The organism is Mesorhizobium sp. WSM4833, from assembly GCF_055811095.1.
Genome location: NZ_JBVVQG010000001.1, coordinates 367,839 through 384,504, shown reverse-complemented (window position 1 = coordinate 384,504; position 16,666 = coordinate 367,839). Strand labels below are relative to the sequence as shown.

Annotated in this window: 16 protein-coding genes; 11 read left to right on the top strand and 5 right to left on the bottom strand. The window is 63.2% G+C overall.

Translation table 11 applies throughout. The annotated features are described in order from the left end of the window. Positions 1-13: 13 nt before the first annotated feature. The gene (locus AC0L2D_RS01930; protein ID WP_127385238.1) at positions 14-586 is read right to left on the bottom strand and encodes a GNAT family N-acetyltransferase; all 573 of its coding nucleotides are present in this window, start codon (positions 584-586) and stop codon (positions 14-16) included. Beyond that, positions 583-1,470 carry a phosphoserine phosphatase SerB gene (gene serB / locus AC0L2D_RS01925; RefSeq protein ID WP_473540222.1) on the bottom strand — a complete coding sequence of 296 codons (888 nt, stop codon included), beginning with the start codon at positions 1,468-1,470 and terminating at the stop codon, positions 583-585. The genes AC0L2D_RS01930 and serB overlap by 4 nt, the downstream gene beginning before the upstream one ends. Here serB and miaA point away from each other — a divergent pair. Next, positions 1,460-2,428, top strand: a complete 969-nt coding sequence (miaA, locus tag AC0L2D_RS01920) for a tRNA (adenosine(37)-N6)-dimethylallyltransferase MiaA (protein WP_473540220.1) — start codon at positions 1,460-1,462, stop codon at positions 2,426-2,428. The genes serB and miaA overlap by 11 nt on opposite strands. Positions 2,429-2,533: 105 nt before the next feature. Next, complete coding sequence (locus AC0L2D_RS01915; RefSeq protein ID WP_473540219.1) at positions 2,534-3,325, top strand: GGDEF domain-containing protein; 792 nt, start codon at positions 2,534-2,536, stop codon at positions 3,323-3,325. A gap of 217 nt (positions 3,326-3,542) precedes the next feature. Here AC0L2D_RS01915 and AC0L2D_RS01910 read toward each other — a convergent pair whose 3' ends face one another. Further along, positions 3,543-5,372, bottom strand: a complete 1,830-nt coding sequence (locus AC0L2D_RS01910; RefSeq protein ID WP_024501408.1) for an ATP-binding protein — start codon at positions 5,370-5,372, stop codon at positions 3,543-3,545. A gap of 154 nt (positions 5,373-5,526) precedes the next feature. Between AC0L2D_RS01910 and AC0L2D_RS01905 the strand changes: the two genes are divergently transcribed. The 3 genes from AC0L2D_RS01905 to AC0L2D_RS01895 are packed head-to-tail and all read left to right on the top strand — an operon-like array spanning position 5,527 to position 6,975. Further along, entirely contained in the window at positions 5,527-6,090 is a 564-nt protein-coding gene (locus AC0L2D_RS01905; protein ID WP_027160588.1) for an XRE family transcriptional regulator, read from the top strand. A 4-nt stretch (positions 6,091-6,094) separates the two neighbouring features. Continuing rightward, positions 6,095-6,403, top strand: a complete 309-nt coding sequence (locus AC0L2D_RS01900) for a hypothetical protein (RefSeq protein ID WP_013531040.1) — start codon at positions 6,095-6,097, stop codon at positions 6,401-6,403. Positions 6,404-6,447: 44 nt separating this feature from the next. Further along, positions 6,448-6,975 (top strand): GNAT family N-acetyltransferase, encoded by a 528-nt coding sequence (locus AC0L2D_RS01895; protein WP_063172445.1) that lies wholly within the window; start codon positions 6,448-6,450, stop codon positions 6,973-6,975. Positions 6,976-6,979: 4 nt separating this feature from the next. On the opposite strand, the gene AC0L2D_RS01890 is transcribed toward AC0L2D_RS01895, so the two are convergent. Next, a complete protein-coding gene (locus tag AC0L2D_RS01890) occupies positions 6,980-7,855 on the bottom strand; it encodes a LysR family transcriptional regulator (protein WP_063172444.1) in 876 nt (291 codons plus the stop codon). 120 nt (positions 7,856-7,975) lie between these two features. On the opposite strand from AC0L2D_RS01890, the gene tmpA reads away from it, so the two are divergent. Next, on the top strand, positions 7,976-9,127 hold the full coding sequence (gene tmpA / locus AC0L2D_RS01885; protein ID WP_473540218.1) for a 2-trimethylaminoethylphosphonate dioxygenase: 1,152 nt from the start codon (positions 7,976-7,978) through the stop codon (positions 9,125-9,127). After that, positions 9,124-9,714 carry a (R)-1-hydroxy-2-trimethylaminoethylphosphonate oxygenase gene (gene tmpB / locus AC0L2D_RS01880; RefSeq protein WP_013531044.1) on the top strand — a complete coding sequence of 197 codons (591 nt, stop codon included), beginning with the start codon at positions 9,124-9,126 and terminating at the stop codon, positions 9,712-9,714. Before tmpA ends, tmpB begins: the two co-directional genes overlap by 4 nt. A 71-nt stretch (positions 9,715-9,785) precedes the next feature. Here tmpB and AC0L2D_RS01875 read toward each other — a convergent pair whose 3' ends face one another. Further along, positions 9,786-11,588 carry an NAD(P)/FAD-dependent oxidoreductase gene (locus AC0L2D_RS01875; RefSeq protein ID WP_063172441.1) on the bottom strand — a complete coding sequence of 601 codons (1,803 nt, stop codon included), beginning with the start codon at positions 11,586-11,588 and terminating at the stop codon, positions 9,786-9,788. A 420-nt stretch (positions 11,589-12,008) separates the two neighbouring features. On the opposite strand from AC0L2D_RS01875, the gene AC0L2D_RS01870 reads away from it, so the two are divergent. From AC0L2D_RS01870 to AC0L2D_RS01855, 4 genes are all read left to right on the top strand, one after another. Beyond that, positions 12,009-13,190, top strand: a complete 1,182-nt coding sequence (locus tag AC0L2D_RS01870) for a DUF6600 domain-containing protein (protein WP_473540217.1) — start codon at positions 12,009-12,011, stop codon at positions 13,188-13,190. A gap of 257 nt (positions 13,191-13,447) precedes the next feature. Further along, positions 13,448-15,229 carry an acetolactate synthase 3 large subunit gene (locus tag AC0L2D_RS01865; protein ID WP_082826477.1) on the top strand — a complete coding sequence of 594 codons (1,782 nt, stop codon included), beginning with the start codon at positions 13,448-13,450 and terminating at the stop codon, positions 15,227-15,229. 85 nt (positions 15,230-15,314) lie between these two features. After that, positions 15,315-15,887, top strand: coding sequence for an acetolactate synthase small subunit (ilvN, locus tag AC0L2D_RS01860; protein WP_013531048.1), 573 nt, complete (start codon positions 15,315-15,317; stop codon positions 15,885-15,887). A 132-nt stretch (positions 15,888-16,019) separates the two neighbouring features. Further along, positions 16,020-16,616, top strand: a complete 597-nt coding sequence (locus tag AC0L2D_RS01855) for a LysE family translocator (RefSeq protein WP_473540216.1) — start codon at positions 16,020-16,022, stop codon at positions 16,614-16,616. The last annotated feature ends 50 nt before the right edge of the window (positions 16,617-16,666 follow it).

Here is a 16,666-nt window from a genome sequence, read left to right as displayed (position 1 = left end):
GAAAAAAGGGCGGCTAGCGAGCTGCCCTTTTTCTTGCCTGCCAGTCCTGGCGCGACAGTCTGTAGAGGACATGCCGTTTGAGATGCGGATGGCTGTCGGGAATGCTGGGGTGGTCGAAATCGCCGGACGGATCCGCGCTCATGCCGAGGCGTTGCATGACGGCGGTGGAGCGGCGGTTGGCCGCGACGGCGAATGACACGATTTCATCGAGGCCAAGCGTCTCGAAGCCGTAGGCCAGCCACGCTTCGGCTGCCTCGGTGACATAGCCTTTGCCCCAGAACTCAGGTGCCAGCCGCCAGCCGATCTCGATGGTGCCGGCTGGCAGGGATGGCACATGATCGGTGTCGAGGAGACCGATGAAGCCGATGCATTCACCGGTGGCGGTGATCTCGGCGGCAGCAAAACCGTATCCGTCGTTCGTGGTCCAGGCCCGGAGCTCGTCCATCTTGGCATCCGCCTGGGCACGGTCACGGCGGAATGGAAAGAACTCCATCACCCGGTCGTCGGAGTTGATGCGGTGGAACAGGTCGCGGTCGCGATCCTCCCAGTTGCGCAGGATCAGGCGCTCGGTACGCATTGGTTTCATTGCACAAAGTCCTCCTGCCTGTAGCCCTGCATATAGAGCAGCGCGGTCAGGTCGCCATGATCGATGCGGACCTTGGCCTGTGCCGCCACCGTCGGCTTGGCGTGAAGCGCGACACCGGTACCGGCAAGGCGGATCATGTCGAGATCATTGGCGCCGTCACCGACGGCAATGGCGTCGGCGGGCGTCAGGCCGAGGCGCGCTGAAATTTCGATCAACGCGTCGGCCTTGGCGGCGCGGCCGAGGATAGGTTCGCCGACCAGGCCGGTGAAGCGCCCGTCCTGCTCGAGCAGGCGATTGGCGCGGTTCTCCTGGAAGCCGAGCATTGCGGCGATTCGCGTCGTGAAGACCTCGAACCCGCCAGACACGAGTGCCGTCCAGGCACCGTTGGCGCGCATGGTCCGGACCAGAACACGGCCGCCCGAGGCCAGCGTCAGGCGATTGGCGACGATGCGATCGACCACGGCGGCGTCGAGGCCCTTCAGCAACGCCACCCGCTCGCGCAAAGCCGGTTCGAAGGCGATCTCGCCATTCATGGATCGCGCGGTAATCGTGGCAACATGATCCTTGACGCCGATCTCGTCGGCCAGCTCGTCGATGCATTCCTGGTCGATCATGGTCGAATCCATGTCGGCGATCAGGATTTTCTTGCGGCGGGTTTCGGCCTCTTGGACGATCACGTCGACCGCCTCGCTGGCGAGTGCCGTGCGCAAGACGGCACTCGTGGCGGCGGCGTCGGCTGCCTCAGGCAGGACGAGATCGCAGGCGATACCTTCGGCCAGCCAGACAACAGCGCTTGCGCCGACCGACCGTGAGGCCATATTCGCAAGCGACAGCGACAAAGCGCGTTCAGTGGGACGGGAAACAAGCGTGGCGATGAGCGGCATGGAACATTCCGGCGGGCAGGCGGGCAAGGGCCGCGTGAAGAACGCGATCCTGATAGCCGGGCCGACCGCCAGCGGCAAGTCGGCGCTTGCGCTCGATCTGGCCGAGCGCAGGGGTGGCGTGATCGTCAATACGGATTCCATGCAGGGCTATTCGGTGCTCGACGTGCTGACCGCCCGGCCGGAGGCGGCCGACCTCGCCCGCGCACCGCATTTCCTCTACGGCCATGTCCATCCGGCGACACCCTATTCCACCGGCGCCTGGCTGCGCGACGTGATGAAACTGATCGACGACGGCACATTCTCCGAACGGACAGCGATTTTTGTCGGCGGCACCGGGCTCTATTTTCGCGCATTAGCCGAGGGCATTTCGGAAATGCCCGACATTCCGCAACGGGTCCGCGACCGTTGGCGCTACGAATTGAAGGAGCAGGGCGCCGTCAAGCTGCACAGCCTGCTGCTGCGCGAGGATTCGGCGGCCGCCATGATGCTCAAGCCAACCGACAGCCAGCGCATCGTGCGGGCATTGGAGGTTCTCGATGCGTCTGGCCGTTCGATCCTGGAATGGCAGGCAGAGCGCGGCCAGCCGCTCATCGACAGGCAAAGCGCGCGTTTCCTGGTGATCGAGCCGGATCGGGCGGCGTTGGTCGGACGCATCGACAAACGCTTCGGCCAAATGCTGGACAAGGGCGCGCTGGACGAGGTCAAGCGGCTTGCGGCACTTGGCCTCGATCCCGAATTGCCGGCGATGAAAGCGATCGGCGTTCGCGAACTGCAGGCGGCGATGGCCGGAGGGATTGGCTTTCCCGAGGCAATCGAACGCGCCAAGATCGCGACCAGGCAATATTCCAAGCGGCAAACCACCTGGTTCAGGCATCAATTGGGGCCGGAATGGCTGAGGTTGCACCCCGGTGATGATCTGGAAACCACGATCTCAGCGCTTGCTTCCGATGCAACCTGAAAAGTTTACCTGCAAGGAAAGGTTCCCGTTGTGGTTGTCCAAATTAACCCTCCGTAAGCCCGCCCATGCCATAAGGTCGATGGGCACTTTTCCAATGGGGAGCAGATGCGTTTCCACAAGGCGGAATCAGCGTTTTTCGTCTTTATATTCGTGATCCTGGCCGCCGGCCTGGTGACGCTGCATGCTTATGGACTTCTGCAGTCCTTCGCCGACGAGTTGCATACGGCTTCGGGTCTGGACAAGGTCATCTATCTCAACAAGCTCTTGTTCGCGACCGGCGTGCTCCTGGCCACCGCGCTGTTCTTCGGCATTTTCTTCATCTATCCGCTGATTCGAAAACAGGCGACGGAGGAGGGCAAGCTGCGCGCCATGACGGTCTCGCTCAGCGCGCGGTCGGAAACACTCGAGCATGCGGCGCTGACCGACGGCCTGACCGGCATGCAGAACCGGCGCTATTTCGATGATGCGCTGAAGCAGTATCTCGAGGAGTTCCGGCGCATCGAAAAGCCTGTCGGGCTGATGATCCTCGATCTCGACCATTTCAAGCAGGTCAACGACACCCATGGCCATGACGTCGGCGACGAGGTGCTCAAGGCGGTCGCGAGCTGTCTCAAGGATATGACGCGCTACCACGATGTGGTGGCGCGATTGGGCGGCGAGGAGTTCGCCGTGGTCACGCCCAACATGGACGCCGAGCTTCTGGGCAAGTTTGCCGAGCGCATCCGCAAGGCGATCGCCAACATGTCGGTGCTGTCGGGCAATGTCCGCCTCAAGATCACCACCAGCGTCGGGCTAGCCGTCTGGGACCGCAAGGAAACAGCGGAAGAGTTCTATCGCCGCGCCGACCGCCAGCTTTACGAGGCGAAGAGGCAAGGCCGCAACCGCGTCTGCGCCTAAAATCCCGTCCCTGAATTCGTGAAGCTGGCCGTCTGGCGCCGTTTTCTGTGCTTCCGATCCTCACGGACTCAAATGTCCGCTCCGCTTCGGTTCTCGAAAACAGCACCACCCGACTCAGCCTGACGAATTCCCTGACGGGATTTACCCAAGCGGTCCAGGCAGGGCGCGAGCTTAGCGCGGCTTCTCAATCGGCCGGCAGAACAGCCGGGTCGCAAGCTCAATCGTTTTGCGGGCGCAGGCCGAAGGTTGCGGGCTTGAGGCCGTAGCGCATGTCGAAATCGTCGTCCGATGGCGGGCGTGCGGCGGGTGGCTTGCGGTAGTCGGGGTCGCCGGCCTGGCGGCCTGAATCCACGACCTCGGCGAAGGCCATCGCCTGCTGCGTCGATTTCGGCACGTTGCGCAATCGTTCCACGATCGCCACCAGATCGACATCGTCGCCCGGCTTCGACGTGGCCTCTTCGCGTTTGGCGGTGCCGGGAAGCAGGTGGCTCGGCAGTTTTTCGAACTTCAGCCGCATGGTCGTCGCCACGCCTTCGCCGAAGGCGATGGCTTCGCGCTGGCCCATCGAGGACAGAAAGGCAAGCGTCGAGGCAGAAGAGTCGGCAATCGCCGAGCGGATGATCGCCTGGTCCTGCTCATTGGCAAGCCGCATGGCGAAGAAGGTCGAGCATTGCGACAGGATGGTCGGGTCGAGCTCGCCGGGGCGCTGGGTGACGACGCCGAGATAGCAGCCATATTTGCGGCCTTCCTTGGCAATGCGCGACAGCGCATGCCTGGTCGGCGCGAATCCGAGACGCGGGTCGGCCGGCATATAGCGGTGCGCCTCTTCGCACAAAAACAGAAGCTGCAGCTTGCCTTCGCTCCACAGAGCGAGATCGAAGGCCAGGCGCGCCAGCACCGAACAGACGGAATTGACCACTTCGGACGGCATGCCGGCCATCTCGAAGCAGGTCACGGGGCGGCCATGATGCGGCACGCGGAAGATGTTGCCGATCGTCTCGTGGATGGTGTCCTCGATCAGGCGCGAGTTGAACATGAAGCGATAACGTGGATCGGCCGCCGCCGATTCGATGCGCGTCTTCAGCGATTTGAGCGTCGGGCGATCGGTCTTGCTTTCGAGCATGCCCATGCGCTCATCGATCTGCTTGAGCAGGTCGGCGATGCGGTAAGGCACTGGCGTATCGGCGGTCAGCGCATCGCTGCCGCGCCTGATATAGGAGCCCGAATTCGGGTTGCGGTAGAGATTCTTGGCGGCCGGGATCAGGTCGCGCAAGGCATCGATTTCTTCCGGCTCGGTCTCGCGGCCCCGGAACAGCACCTCGGCGAATTCCTCCAGCGTGAACATCCAGAACGGAAGATCCAAAGTTTTGGAATCGACCCTGACGCAGTATTCGGGCAGCGATGCCGCGAACTCGTTGTGCGGGTCGAGGATCAGGATGCGCAGATCCGGCCGTGCCGCGATCGACTTGCGCAGCAGCAGCGAAACGGCGGTGGATTTGCCGACGCCGGTCGTGCCGACAATGGCGAAGTGACGCGCCAGCGTATCGTCGATAGCGATGTTGGCGGCGATCGTCTCGTCCTGCGCGAGCGTGCCGATCGTGATCGAATGACGCCCGGCAAGGTCATAGACCGCCTGCAGGTCGCGGGTGCGGATGCGATGCGCAACGGCGCCGATATGCGGATAGGTGGTGATGCCGCGGTCGAAGACCGGTCTGGCGCCGGGCTCCGCACCGTCACGGACTTCGCCGATCAGCTCGATGCTGACCTCGATGGCGTTCTGGCCCTCATTGCTCCAGGCGCGGTCCGACTTGCCGATCGCGTAGACAAGGCCGACGGTTCGCGTCGATCCGAGATTGATGGAAATCATCTTGCCGACTGTCCACAGGCCGGTCACCGCGCCGTCGGCATCGTCCGCATAGGCGCTGATGGTGGCGCGAGCGCCGTCGCATTGCACGACATTGCCGAGGATGCGCTTGTCGTTCTGCTCGGTCTGGCGGCGCTCCTGCGAGGTCGGTTCCCCCACGGAGGCTTCGCGTTCGACATACATGGACAGGCCAATCCCCATTTCCCTGGAGAGTCGATCCTACCCGAATGGGGTTAAGGCCCGATGAGGTCGGATGGTGTAGAGAGCATTAAGGGGCCTGTGAAAATTGTCGCAAGGCGGCTCTTCTCCGGCGTCAATATTTCGCTATAATAGACATATGGATGATATAGCGAACGAAATTTCCTCGACGATAGGCCGCAGGATACACGCCGAAAGGGTCATGCGTGACTGGTCCCTGGCCGAACTGGCGGAGCATTCCGGCGTCTCGAAGGCGATGCTCAGCACGATCGAGCGAGGCAAGACCAGCCCGACGGCGGCGCTTCTGGTGCGCATCGCGTCGGCCTTCGGCATGACGCTGTCGACCTTGATCGCGCGCGCCGAGCTGCAGGGCGGCGGGCTGCTGCGCGAGGCCGACCAGCCGGTATGGCGCGATCCCGATACCGGCTATGTCAGGCGGCATCTTTCGCCGGCTGGCGATATGCCGCTGGAACTGATCAAGGTGCATCTGCCGGCGGGCGCCAGGGTCAGTTTTCCGGCTGCTTCATACGCCTTCATCAAGCAACAGATATGGCTGATTTCCGGGCGGCTCGAATTCATCGAAGGCGATATGGCGCACAAGCTCGAGCCCGGCGACTGCCTGGCGCTTGGGGCGCCGTCGGACTGCACCTTCCATGCCCTGGAGCCCGGCGCCGACTATCTGGTCGCCCTGGTCAGAGGCTGACACAATGGCAAAGAGACCAAAGCGCTCCCACAATGGGGGGCCGCCTCTCGATGAGTACAAGGGCCCGCCATGGGGCACGGGCGATCCCTATATCTTCCTGGCCTGGCAGGCAGCGCACGCCAAGGCGTGGAAGGCGCCGAGCCACGAGGTCATGCTGTTGCGCATGGACAGAGCCGAGCGGCTTGGCCTGACCTACGAGGAGTACACGCTCGAGATTCTCGAGCGCGGGCGGCACCTCGGGCACGAAGATGCCGACCGCATCAGCGCCATCAAGGCGGCGCGAAAGCGTCGCCGCGCGCGCCATCTGGAGTGACGGCAATGCGCCCGCTTCTATCGCAATCACAGGATATCCCGCACATGAACTCGATCGAGATCGCAACCCTGACCCCGGCTGCCGAGACGCAGGACGGGCTGGCCGAATTGCTGGTCGCAACGGTGGCGGCAGGCGGTTCGGTCAGCTTCATGCATCCGTTGGCGCCGCAGGCGGCGAGGGGTTTCTGGGAGAAATCGCTGGCCGCGGCGGCAAGGGGCGAAAGAGCGATGCTTGGCGCCTGGGACGGCAAAAACCTGGTCGGCACCGTGACCTTGCTGCTCGACTGTCCGCCCAACCAGCCGCACCGGGCCGAGATCGCCAAGCTGATGACACGCACAGACTACCGGGGCAGGGGCGTGGGAACGCGCCTGATGCGGGCCGCCGAGAGCCTTGCGGTGGAGAAGGGCCGCACGCTGCTGGTTCTGGACACGGCAACCGAGGAGGGCGCCTCAGGCCTCTATGAGCGGTTGGGCTTCACGCTGGCCGGTGAGATACCGGACTATGCCCTGAAGCCGCATGGCGGGCTGACCGGCACGCTGATCTACTGGAAGCGAATCGGGCAAATCTCGTAACCAATCATGCCGGCGCGGAGAGGCGCGACAGCAACCACTGGCGGAAATCCTGCTCGGCGCCGGTTAGGCGCGCTGTCGACGCCTTGGTCAGAAAATGGCCCGATGTGCTGGAGAGTTCGAAGTCGGAAAGCCTGACCAGCGTCTTGCTGTCGAGCGCCGCATCGACCAGCGGCCGCGAGCCCAAAAGCACGCCGGCGCCGGCCTTGGCCGCTTCCATGGCGGCAACGAAGCTGTCGAAGCGGTGCGATCGCCTGGGATGGCCGGCCAGCCTGGCGGCAGCGAACCATTCCGCCCACATCTCGCGCGCGCCGGCAACCAGAAGCAGCGGCAAGGAGGTCCAGTCTGCGTCGCCGACCAGACCCGGAGCCGCCACCGGCAGAAGCCGCTCGGCGGTCAGCCTGTCGGCTTCGCGGCCGGGGAAGGATCCGTTGCCGAAACGGATATCGAGCACCGAGCCCGGCAGGTCGTAATCGGTAGGGCGATGGATCGTCACCAGGTCGAGCTGGATGCGCGGCAGTGCCTTCGCGAGATCGGGCAGCGCCGGAACCAGCATCAGCAAGGCAAAGGAAATCGGCGCCCGGATGGTCACGGTCTGGACGGCGCGCGGCTCGAACAGTTCCGCGGTGCTGTTGCCGATGGTGGCGAAGGCCGACTGGATGTGGGGGAGGTAGGCTGCCCCCTCCGGCGACAGGGCGACGCCGCGCGCCAGCCGCGAAAACAAACGTGTCTTCAGCCGCTCCTCGAGAAACCGGATGTGCTGGCTGACGGCCGCCTGGGTGAGGCCAAGCTCGGCTGCCGCAGCGGTGAAATTCGACAGCCGCGCCGCAGCCTCGAAACTGCGCAGCCAGTCGAGCGGCGGCAGGGGTGTGGTTCGAGACATTAGTATATCGTGGTCATTGGCCAAAAAGGATAATTTGAATTATGCCTCTCGCGCGATCAACATGCAATCGAAACCCTGCGGGTCAGCTGCGGGGGACGCAATGGACAGGAACGGATCTCCATGCTCACCCAGGCGCTGATCGGCGACGAAGGCAGAACAATCGAACTTGGCTGGAAGGACGGGTCGCGCACCCGCTTTCACGCCATGTGGCTGCGCGACAATGCGCTGGACGACAAGACGCGCAGCGCCGGCAATGGCCAACGGCTGATCACCATCCTCGACATTCCCGCCGACACCAGGATCGGCGCGGCATCGGTCAAGGGCGGTGCCCTGGAAGTCAGCTTCGTGCCGGAGCAGAAAACAGTGAGTTTCCCGGCGGCATGGCTGAGCGCCAATGCCTATGATCGTGACGCGGCCCGCCAGCCCGGCTGGACAGACGAGGCCACCGTGCGATGGACCAAGGCCTCGATGCAGAATTCGGTGCCGCGCGCCGGCTATGCTGCGGCCAGCCGCGATCGCGCTGTGCTGGGGCAATGGCTGTCGGCGGTGAAAACCTATGGCTTTGCGGTGATGGACGATCTGCCGGCCGAATCCGGAGTGCTGTGCAAGGTGTCCGATCTGTTCGGCTATATCAGGGAGACCAATTACGGCCGCTGGTTCGAAGTGCGCGCCGAGGTCAATCCGAGCAATCTCGCCTACACCAATCTCGGGCTCCAGGCGCATACCGACAATCCCTATCGCGACCCCGTGCCGACGCTGCAGATCCTGTCCTGCATCGAGAATACGGTTGAGGGAGGCGAATCCAGCGTCGTCGACGGATTTGCCGTCGCGGCTGCGCTGCAGGCTGAGAACCCGGAAGGCTTCCGGCTGCTGAGCTCATGCCCGGCGCGCTTCGAATATGCCGGCTCTTCCGGTGTGCGGCTGCAGGCGAAGCGGCCGATGATCGAGCTCGGGCCCGATGGCGAGCTGATCTGCATCCGCTTCAACAACCGCTCGCTGGCGCCGACGGTCGACGTGCCCTTCGCCGACATGGAAGCGTACTACGCGGCCTACCGCCGGTTCGCCGAACTGATCGAGGATCCATCCTTCGAAGTGACGTTCAAGCTCGAAGCGGGGCAGGCTTTCATCGTCGACAACACGCGCGTCATGCACGCCCGCAAGGCGTTTTCCGGAACCGGCAAGCGCTGGCTGCAGGGCTGTTACGCCGACAAGGATGGCCTGCTGTCGACGCTCGCGTCGATAGAACACGGGTTCAAGGAGGCGGCGGAATGAGCAGCCAGGATTTGAACGCGGACAATATCGTCGAATTCATTGCCGACATCTTCGAGCGCCGGGGTGCGGAATCCTACCTCGGCGAACCCGTCACCATGTCGGAGCACATGCTGCAGGGCGCCTGGTTCGCCGAAAAGGACGGCGCGCCGGACGAGCTGGTGGCGGCGGCGCTGCTGCACGACATTGGCCATTACACCAGCGAGTTCGGCACCTATTCGCCCGAGGATGTCGAGGACAAGCATCATGACGAAGCCGGCGGCGAAGTGCTGGCGCCGTTCTTTCCACCTGTCATCGTCGAATGCGTCAGGCTGCATGTCGCCGCCAAGCGCTATCTCTGCGCCACCGATCCGACTTATTTCGGCAAGCTGTCGCAGGCCTCGGTGCATACGCTGTCGCTGCAGGGTGGGCCGATGAATGCCGAGGAGGTGGCCGAGTTCCGCAAGAACCCGTTCCATGAGGAAGCGGTCCGGGTCCGCATCTGGGACGAGAGCGGCAAGATTGCCAACATGAAGACGCGGACGTTTCGCGATTACGTGCCGCTGTTGCAGCGGGTGGTGACGCAATTCGCGGCGGGTAAGCCGGCGTAATTCCCTCAAAGGAAGGAGGCAGGGTGCAAGCCCTGCCTCCTTTCTTCCGGCTTCGCCGGAATCGCGCTCGCCTACCCCTTGTGATGCACCTGCTGCAGCCCGTAGACCGGCGTCGCCAAGCCGGCCTGCCTGGCCTTCAGCTGCAGCGCCAGGAATTGTGAATAGTGGCGTGACTGGTGCAGGTTGCCGCCGTGAAACCACAGCGCTTCCTGCTGTGTAGGCTTCCACATGTTGCGCAACTCGCCTTCCCAGGGGCCGGGATCCTTGGTGGTGTTCGAGCCGAGGCCCCAGCATTTGCCGACCTTGTCGGCGGTTTCGCGCGATATCAGATCGGCGGCCCAGCCGTTCATCGAGCCGTAGCCGGTGGCGTAGACGATGAGGTCCGCAGGCAGTTCCGACCCGTCGCTGAGCAGAACCGAGTGCTGCTTGATCTCTTCGACGTCGACGCCGCTCTTCAGCTTGATCGAACCATCGATGACCAGCTGCGATGCGCCAACATCGATGTAATAGCCAGAGCCGCGCCTGAGGTACTTCATGAACAGGCCGGACTCGTCGTCGCCCCAGTCGAGCATGAAACCGGCCTTTTCCAGTCCCTTGTAGAATGCCGCATCGCGTTTCTTCATCTCGGCATAGGCCGGGATCTGGAACTCGTGCAGGATCTTGTAGGGCAGCGAAGCGAAGATGAGATCGGCCTTGGCGGTGGTGATGCCATTCTGCAGCGCCTGCTCCGAATAGAGCGAACCCAGTCCGATTTCCATCAACGTGTCGGACCTGGAGATATGGGTACTCGAGCGCTGCACCATGGTCACGTCGGCGCCGGCTTCCCAAAGTGCGGCAGCGATGTCATGGGCGGAATTGTTGGATCCGATGACAACGGCCTTTTTGCCGGCATAGGCGTCGGGACCCGGATGCTTCGACGAGTGGTGCTGATCGCCCTCGAAGGTCTCCATGCCCTTGAATTTCGGCAGATTGGCTTTGCCGGACTGTCCGGTCGCCAGCACCAGCTGCTTCGGCTTCAGCGTGATGTCCTTGCCGTCACGGTGGACGACAACGGTCCATTCCTTCGTCTTGTCGTCATAGGAAGCGCTTTTGGCCTCGGTCGAGGACCAGTAATTCAGCTCCATTACCTTGGTGTACATTTCCAGCCAGTCGCCGATCTTGTCCTTGGGCGAGAAGACCGGCCAGTTCTTGGGGAAATCGATATAGGGCAGATGGTCGTACCAGACCGGGTCATGCAGGCAGAGCGACTTGTAGCGCTTGCGCCAGCTGTCGCCGGCACGCTCGTTCTTCTCGATGATGATGGTCGGCACGCCAAGCTGCCGCAGCCGCGCGCCGAGCGCGATACCGCCCTGGCCGCCACCGATGATCACCGTATAGGGCTGCGTCTTGAAGCCGAGCTCGGCGGCTTCCCTCTCGCGCTCTTCCTTCCATGTCGGACGGTTCTTGCCCGAGCCGTGCCTGGCGCCCATCGGCCGCGCGAAGCCTGCCGGCTCCTCGTGGCCTTTCAGTTCGGCCATGGTGGTCAGCAGCGTCCAGATCTTGCCGTTCTTCAGCCTGATATGGCCGAAGCCGCGTGCCGCCTCCGTCTCGAAGCTGATCCAGCCCTCGATCAGTTCGCCGCTCTCGGTCGCGTCCTCGCCCTTGGCGATGGCGAAGTGCGATGGCCTGGTGTTCGACAACTGGCTTTTCAGCATGTCGCGGACCTGGTCGCGGCCTTCCATGGTCTTGATGTTCCAGGTGAAGGTAACGAGGTCGCGCCAGTAGCAATCTTCTTGAAAGCAATCGACCGCCTTCTCGATGTCATTGGCAGCAAGCGCGGCGCCGAATTGGTCGAGTACGTCAGACAGTTTCTTGCTAGAGGGCTTGTCGAGCATCAGGTTTCCTCCCGTGAAATCCAGATCGTCATGGTGGTGGCTCCGACGGGCTTGCCGCCGGACGATCAAGTATCGTCAGAGATGGCGGCCCTCGTCACGCCCCACCATAGTTTCCAGCGGTTTCAATGGTTTATTCGCAAAATGGGATCACCCGGCGGTTTCGCAATCGCCCGGGCGCCGGAAACGACCGTCCCATTTGTGAATGCCGCGCCGGTCGCGCAAAGTTGATGGTCAAATGCCGCAATGCGGTCACCGGGGACGATGACAACCGATCGGTGAGAAGCCGGGAAGCGGTGGCGGGCAGCAGGGCGGTTCCTGGGATTTTCTGGATGCGGAACTCTGGAGCCCGTTATGATTATCATATCCTTTTTCCAAGCGTCTTCACGCCACTTTCTCGGCCGGCGTGGACGTGCTGCAGCAATGGCCGCGGTCATCGCCTTGAGTGCGACGCTGACCGGCCCGCTGGTGCTGCCCGGAACACAGGCGCATGCGGCGGAAATTTCCGTCACCGTCCGCGAAAGGCTTTCGAACTATGGCGGATGGCGAACCTCCAGCCGCTTCGGCGATGTCTGGGTTCCCTCGGTGCGTACCCAATGGCGGCCCTACACCGAAGGCAGGTGGGTCTGGACTGACAATGGCTGGTACTGGCAGTCCACCGAGCCATTCGGCGATGTCGTCTATCACTATGGCCGCTGGGCGTATGATCCCGATTTCGGCTGGGTGTGGATCGCCGGCGATCAATGGGCGCCAGCCTGGGTGGTCTGGCGTCAGGGCGGCAATGATGTCGGCTGGGCTCCGGCGCCGCCCGACGTCGGTGCCGCCTTCGACGACGCCTGGTGGTGTTTCGTGCCGGTGGCGGCGATCGGCGCGGTGGATCTGGTCAGGGTGGTGCGGCCGGTTCAGGAGAACGTCGTCATCGTGCGCAACACGACATTCATCAACCAGACGGTCGCGGTCAACAATGCGCCACGCGTGCGGCTTGGCAACCAGGTGGTTGCGATCAATGCCGGACCCCGGCTGCAGCAACTCCCGAAGCCCGTCATGGAATCGATCAAGGCGGCAAAACTGGTTCCTCCGCCCAAAGGCGTGTTTGCCAGTGCACGTCTCGATGCTTCCAGGGGCGCCGAAATCAAGAAGCTTGCCGGCAATGCAATGCCTGCCGCCAAGGCGGCCAATGGGAACGGGCAAATCGTGGCGGGCCATGGCCCCAAGATTGCGAGCGGCGACAAGGCCACGTCTCCGAGCGCTGTGACAGCGAGCAATCCAGCCGTCGTGAAGCCTGGCAACACTGTGCGCAAGCGGATGGCCGCCGGCAACGGCGCGAAGGCCGATGCGCTCAAGCTGCATGCCGACAGGACCGCGGGCGATGGACGTATCGTTGTCAAATCGTCGGCCAAACCGGGGTCGGCCAAGCCGGTCTCGGGGCAGCGTCCTGCACGCGGTGCCGGGCAACAGAAGCCGCATCAGCAGGCGATGGCAATGCACGTGCCCCAGCACCATGGCCCGGCAAGGGTGGCACCTCACCATCCGCCAGCGAAGATGCAGGCGAGGAAGGTGTCCAACTGCGATCCGCGCGTTTCCCGCTGCAAGGCGCCGGGCTGATCGCCTCAATCGCGCCGGCACGCTGTGCGCGCCGGTGCGATTTTTCCCGTTGACAGGTCGCCTTGCCCGCCCTTAGTGTCCGCCACCATGAAAACAGCACTCATTCTCGTAGGAAAGCGCGTGGGCAAGGCGGTGTAACCGCCGGGCGAAAACCCCCCATGCGCAAGACACAGGCTCCCTCGGGGGCCTTTTTTATTGCCTGAAACACGACTAAACGACCAGCAAACGCCCAATGGCGACAGTACGGGACCAGACCGATGAGCAACGGACAGAACGAGCGGCGCGAGATGACGGGCGCCGAAATGGTGGTGCAGGCGCTGAAGGACAATGGCGTCAAGCATGTCTTCGGCTATCCCGGCGGCGCTGTCCTTCCGATCTATGACGAGATTTTTCAGCAAGACGAGGTCGAGCACATACTGGTGCGCCATGAGCAGGGCGCCGGCCATGCGGCGGAAGGCTATGCGCGTTCGACCGGTAAGGCCGGCGTGATGCTGGTGACCTCCGGCCCGGGCGCCACCAATGCGGTGACGCCGCTGCAGGACGCGTTGATGGATTCGATCCCGCTGGTCTGCCTGACCGGGCAGGTGCCGACCTCGCTGATCGGCTCGGACGCTTTTCAGGAATGCGATACGGTCGGCATCACGCGCCCCTGCACCAAGCACAACTGGCTGGTGAAGGACGTCAACGAGCTCGCCGCCACCATCCACGAGGCCTTTCATGTCGCGACCACCGGCCGTCCCGGTCCGGTCGTCGTCGACATCCCGAAGGATGTGCAGTTCGCCAAGGGATTCTATGTCCCGCCGCAGATCGCGCCACGCACCAGCTACCAGCCAAAGGTCCAGGGCGACCTGGAGAAGATCAAGGCGGCGGTCGAGTTGATGGCGGGCGCCAAGAAGCCGATCATCTACAGCGGCGGCGGCGTCATCAACTCCGGCCCGGAAGCGAGCCATCTGTTGCGCGAACTGGTCGATCTCACCGGGTTCCCGATCACCTCGACGCTGATGGGCCTCGGCGCCTATCCGGCATCGGGCAAGAACTGGATGGGCATGCTCGGCATGCACGGCACCTATGAAGCCAACATGGCCATGCATGATTGCGACGTGATGATCTGCATCGGCGCGCGCTTCGACGACCGCATCACCGGTCGGCTGACCGCCTTCTCGCCGAACTCGAAGAAGATCCACATCGACATCGATCCGTCGTCGATCAACAAGAACGTCCACACCGAGGTGCCGATCATCGGCGATGTCGGCCGGGTGCTGGAGGATATGGTGCGGCTGTGGCGGGCGAGCGCCAAGGCCGACAAGAAGGCGCTCTACCCCTGGTGGGAGCAGATCGCCAAATGGCGTGCGCGCGACTCGCTCGCCTACAAGATGAACAACGACGTGATCATGCCGCAATACGCCATCGAGCGGCTCTACGAACTGACCAAGGGCATGGACACCTACATCACCACCGAGGTCGGCCAGCACCAGATGTGGGCGGCGCAGCACTATCGTTTCGAGAAGCCGAACCGCTGGATGACGTCGGGCGGGCTGGGCACGATGGGTTATGGCCTGCCGGCAGCACTCGGCGTGCAGATCGCGCATCCCGACGCTTTGGTCATCGACATTGCCGGCGACGCCTCGGTGCAGATGACGATGCAGGAGATGAGCGCGGCGGTGCAGCACAATGCGCCGATCAAGATCTTCATCCTCAACAACCAGTATATGGGCATGGTGCGGCAGTGGCAGCAGTTGCTGCACGGCAACCGGCTGTCGCATTCCTATACCGAGGCGATGCCGGACTTCGTCAAGCTGGCCGAGGCCTATGGCGGCCACGGCATTCGCTGCGAAAAGCCGGACGAGCTGGACGACGCGATCAAGGAGATGATCTCGGTCAGGAAGCCGGTGCTGTTCGATTGCCGCGTGGCGACGCTCGCCAACTGCTTCCCGATGATCCCGTCGGGCAAGGCGCATAACGAGATGCTGTTGCCCGACGAGGCGACCGACGAGGCGGTGGCCAATGCCATCGACGCCAAGGGCAGGGAACTGGTGTAGCCGGCAGAACCAAGGCAGGGCTGTCGCGAGAAAGCCCTGCGCAAACAACGAATTAGCTCAAGAGCTTGAAATCGAGATTCATGTCATGAACGCACAGCTACAACCGACCGGTTCGGCCTATTTTATCGCCAAGGAAACGGAAAAGCCGGAAAACCACACGCTTTCCGTGCTGGTCGACAATGAGCCGGGCGTGCTTGCCCGGGTCATCGGCCTGTTTTCCGGGCGCGGCTACAACATCGAGAGCCTGACCGTCTCCGAGACCGAGCATGAAAAACACCTGTCGCGCATCACCATCGTGACGCGCGGCACGCCGCATGTGCTGGAGCAGATCAAGCACCAGCTGGAGCGCATCGTGCCGGTGCACCGCGTCGTCGACCTGACCGTGCGCTCGCATGAATCCGGCCAGGAGCGGCCGCTGGAGCGCGAACTGGCGCTGGTCAAGGTCGCCGGCATCGGCGAGGCCCGGGTCGAGGCGCTGCGGCTGGCCGATGCGTTCCGCGCCAGCGTCATCGACGCCAACACCGAGCATTTCATCTTCGAGATCACCGGCAAGGGCTCCAAGATCGATCAGTTCATCGCCATCATGAAGCCGCTCGGCCTGGTCGAAATCTGCCGCACCGGCGTGGCGGCGTTGAACCGCGGCCCGCAGGCGATGTAGGCCTTCGGTGCTGGCGCCGGGCGCGCCAGCCAGCTTCCACAGTGAGGCTTCTGGCCCCGCTGTGGGCCGTCCGTGGGCCTTTGCGGGTTGCCTAGAAAAGACAACGATCCTGACTTGTCGGGGAGGATATCCATGTCGCTTGACGCTTTCCTTGCCCTGCTTGTCTACGCCTTGGTGACTTCGATCACGCCGGGGCCGAACAATCTCATGCTTCTGGCATCGGGCGTGAATTTCGGCATCGTCAGAACCGTTCCGCACATGCTTGGCATCAGCATGGGTTTCCTCGTGCTGCTGCTTGCCGTCGGTCTTGGCCTTGGCGCTGTGTTGACGGCGTTTCCGGCGCTGCATACCGCGCTCAAGATCGCCGGCGGCGCCTATCTTCTGTACCTCGCCTGGAAGATCGCCATGTCGCGCACGCTGACCGGCAAGGGCGAGACGAAGGCGCGGCCGATGCGCTTCATCGAGGCGGCTGCATTCCAGTGGGTCAATCCCAAGGCGTGGGTGATGGCGATCACCGCCATGGCCGTCTATGCCAATGCCGAGCACCCGTTCCTGTCGGTGGTGTTGATCGCTGTGGCCTTCACCATCGTCAATTTGCCGAGCGTCTCGGTGTGGGCTGGGTTCGGCACCGCGCTGCGCGGTTTCCTGTCGGACCCGGTACGGCTGAAATGGTTCAACATCGCCATGGGCGCGCTGCTGGCGGCGACGCTTTGGCCGATGCTCAAATAGGTCGAGACGCGCACATTCTGGTCGTCTCAGGCCGGAAGGCGATGGCTCGC

What these genes read in the sequence shown, in the direction of transcription:
- miaA (WP_473540220.1), top strand. Translation starts at nt 1,460, where the DNA reads ATGAGCGGCATGGAACATTCCGGCGGGCAGGCGGGCAAGGGCCGCGTG.
- AC0L2D_RS01875 (WP_063172441.1), bottom strand. Translation starts at nt 11,588, where the DNA reads ATGCTCGACAAGCCCTCTAGCAAGAAACTGTCTGACGTACTCGACCAA.
- AC0L2D_RS01930 (WP_127385238.1), bottom strand. Translation starts at nt 586, where the DNA reads ATGAAACCAATGCGTACCGAGCGCCTGATCCTGCGCAACTGGGAGGAT.
- AC0L2D_RS01915 (WP_473540219.1), top strand. Translation starts at nt 2,534, where the DNA reads ATGCGTTTCCACAAGGCGGAATCAGCGTTTTTCGTCTTTATATTCGTG.
- tmpA (WP_473540218.1), top strand. Translation starts at nt 7,976, where the DNA reads ATGCTCACCCAGGCGCTGATCGGCGACGAAGGCAGAACAATCGAACTT.
- ilvN (WP_013531048.1), top strand. Translation starts at nt 15,315, where the DNA reads ATGAACGCACAGCTACAACCGACCGGTTCGGCCTATTTTATCGCCAAG.
- AC0L2D_RS01905 (WP_027160588.1), top strand. Translation starts at nt 5,527, where the DNA reads ATGGATGATATAGCGAACGAAATTTCCTCGACGATAGGCCGCAGGATA.
- AC0L2D_RS01865 (WP_082826477.1), top strand. Translation starts at nt 13,448, where the DNA reads ATGAGCAACGGACAGAACGAGCGGCGCGAGATGACGGGCGCCGAAATG.
- AC0L2D_RS01870 (WP_473540217.1), top strand. Translation starts at nt 12,009, where the DNA reads ATGGCCGCGGTCATCGCCTTGAGTGCGACGCTGACCGGCCCGCTGGTG.
- AC0L2D_RS01855 (WP_473540216.1), top strand. Translation starts at nt 16,020, where the DNA reads ATGTCGCTTGACGCTTTCCTTGCCCTGCTTGTCTACGCCTTGGTGACT.
- AC0L2D_RS01890 (WP_063172444.1), bottom strand. Translation starts at nt 7,855, where the DNA reads ATGTCTCGAACCACACCCCTGCCGCCGCTCGACTGGCTGCGCAGTTTC.
- tmpB (WP_013531044.1), top strand. Translation starts at nt 9,124, where the DNA reads ATGAGCAGCCAGGATTTGAACGCGGACAATATCGTCGAATTCATTGCC.
- AC0L2D_RS01910 (WP_024501408.1), bottom strand. Translation starts at nt 5,372, where the DNA reads ATGTATGTCGAACGCGAAGCCTCCGTGGGGGAACCGACCTCGCAGGAG.
- AC0L2D_RS01895 (WP_063172445.1), top strand. Translation starts at nt 6,448, where the DNA reads ATGAACTCGATCGAGATCGCAACCCTGACCCCGGCTGCCGAGACGCAG.
- AC0L2D_RS01900 (WP_013531040.1), top strand. Translation starts at nt 6,095, where the DNA reads ATGGCAAAGAGACCAAAGCGCTCCCACAATGGGGGGCCGCCTCTCGAT.
- serB (WP_473540222.1), bottom strand. Translation starts at nt 1,470, where the DNA reads ATGCCGCTCATCGCCACGCTTGTTTCCCGTCCCACTGAACGCGCTTTG.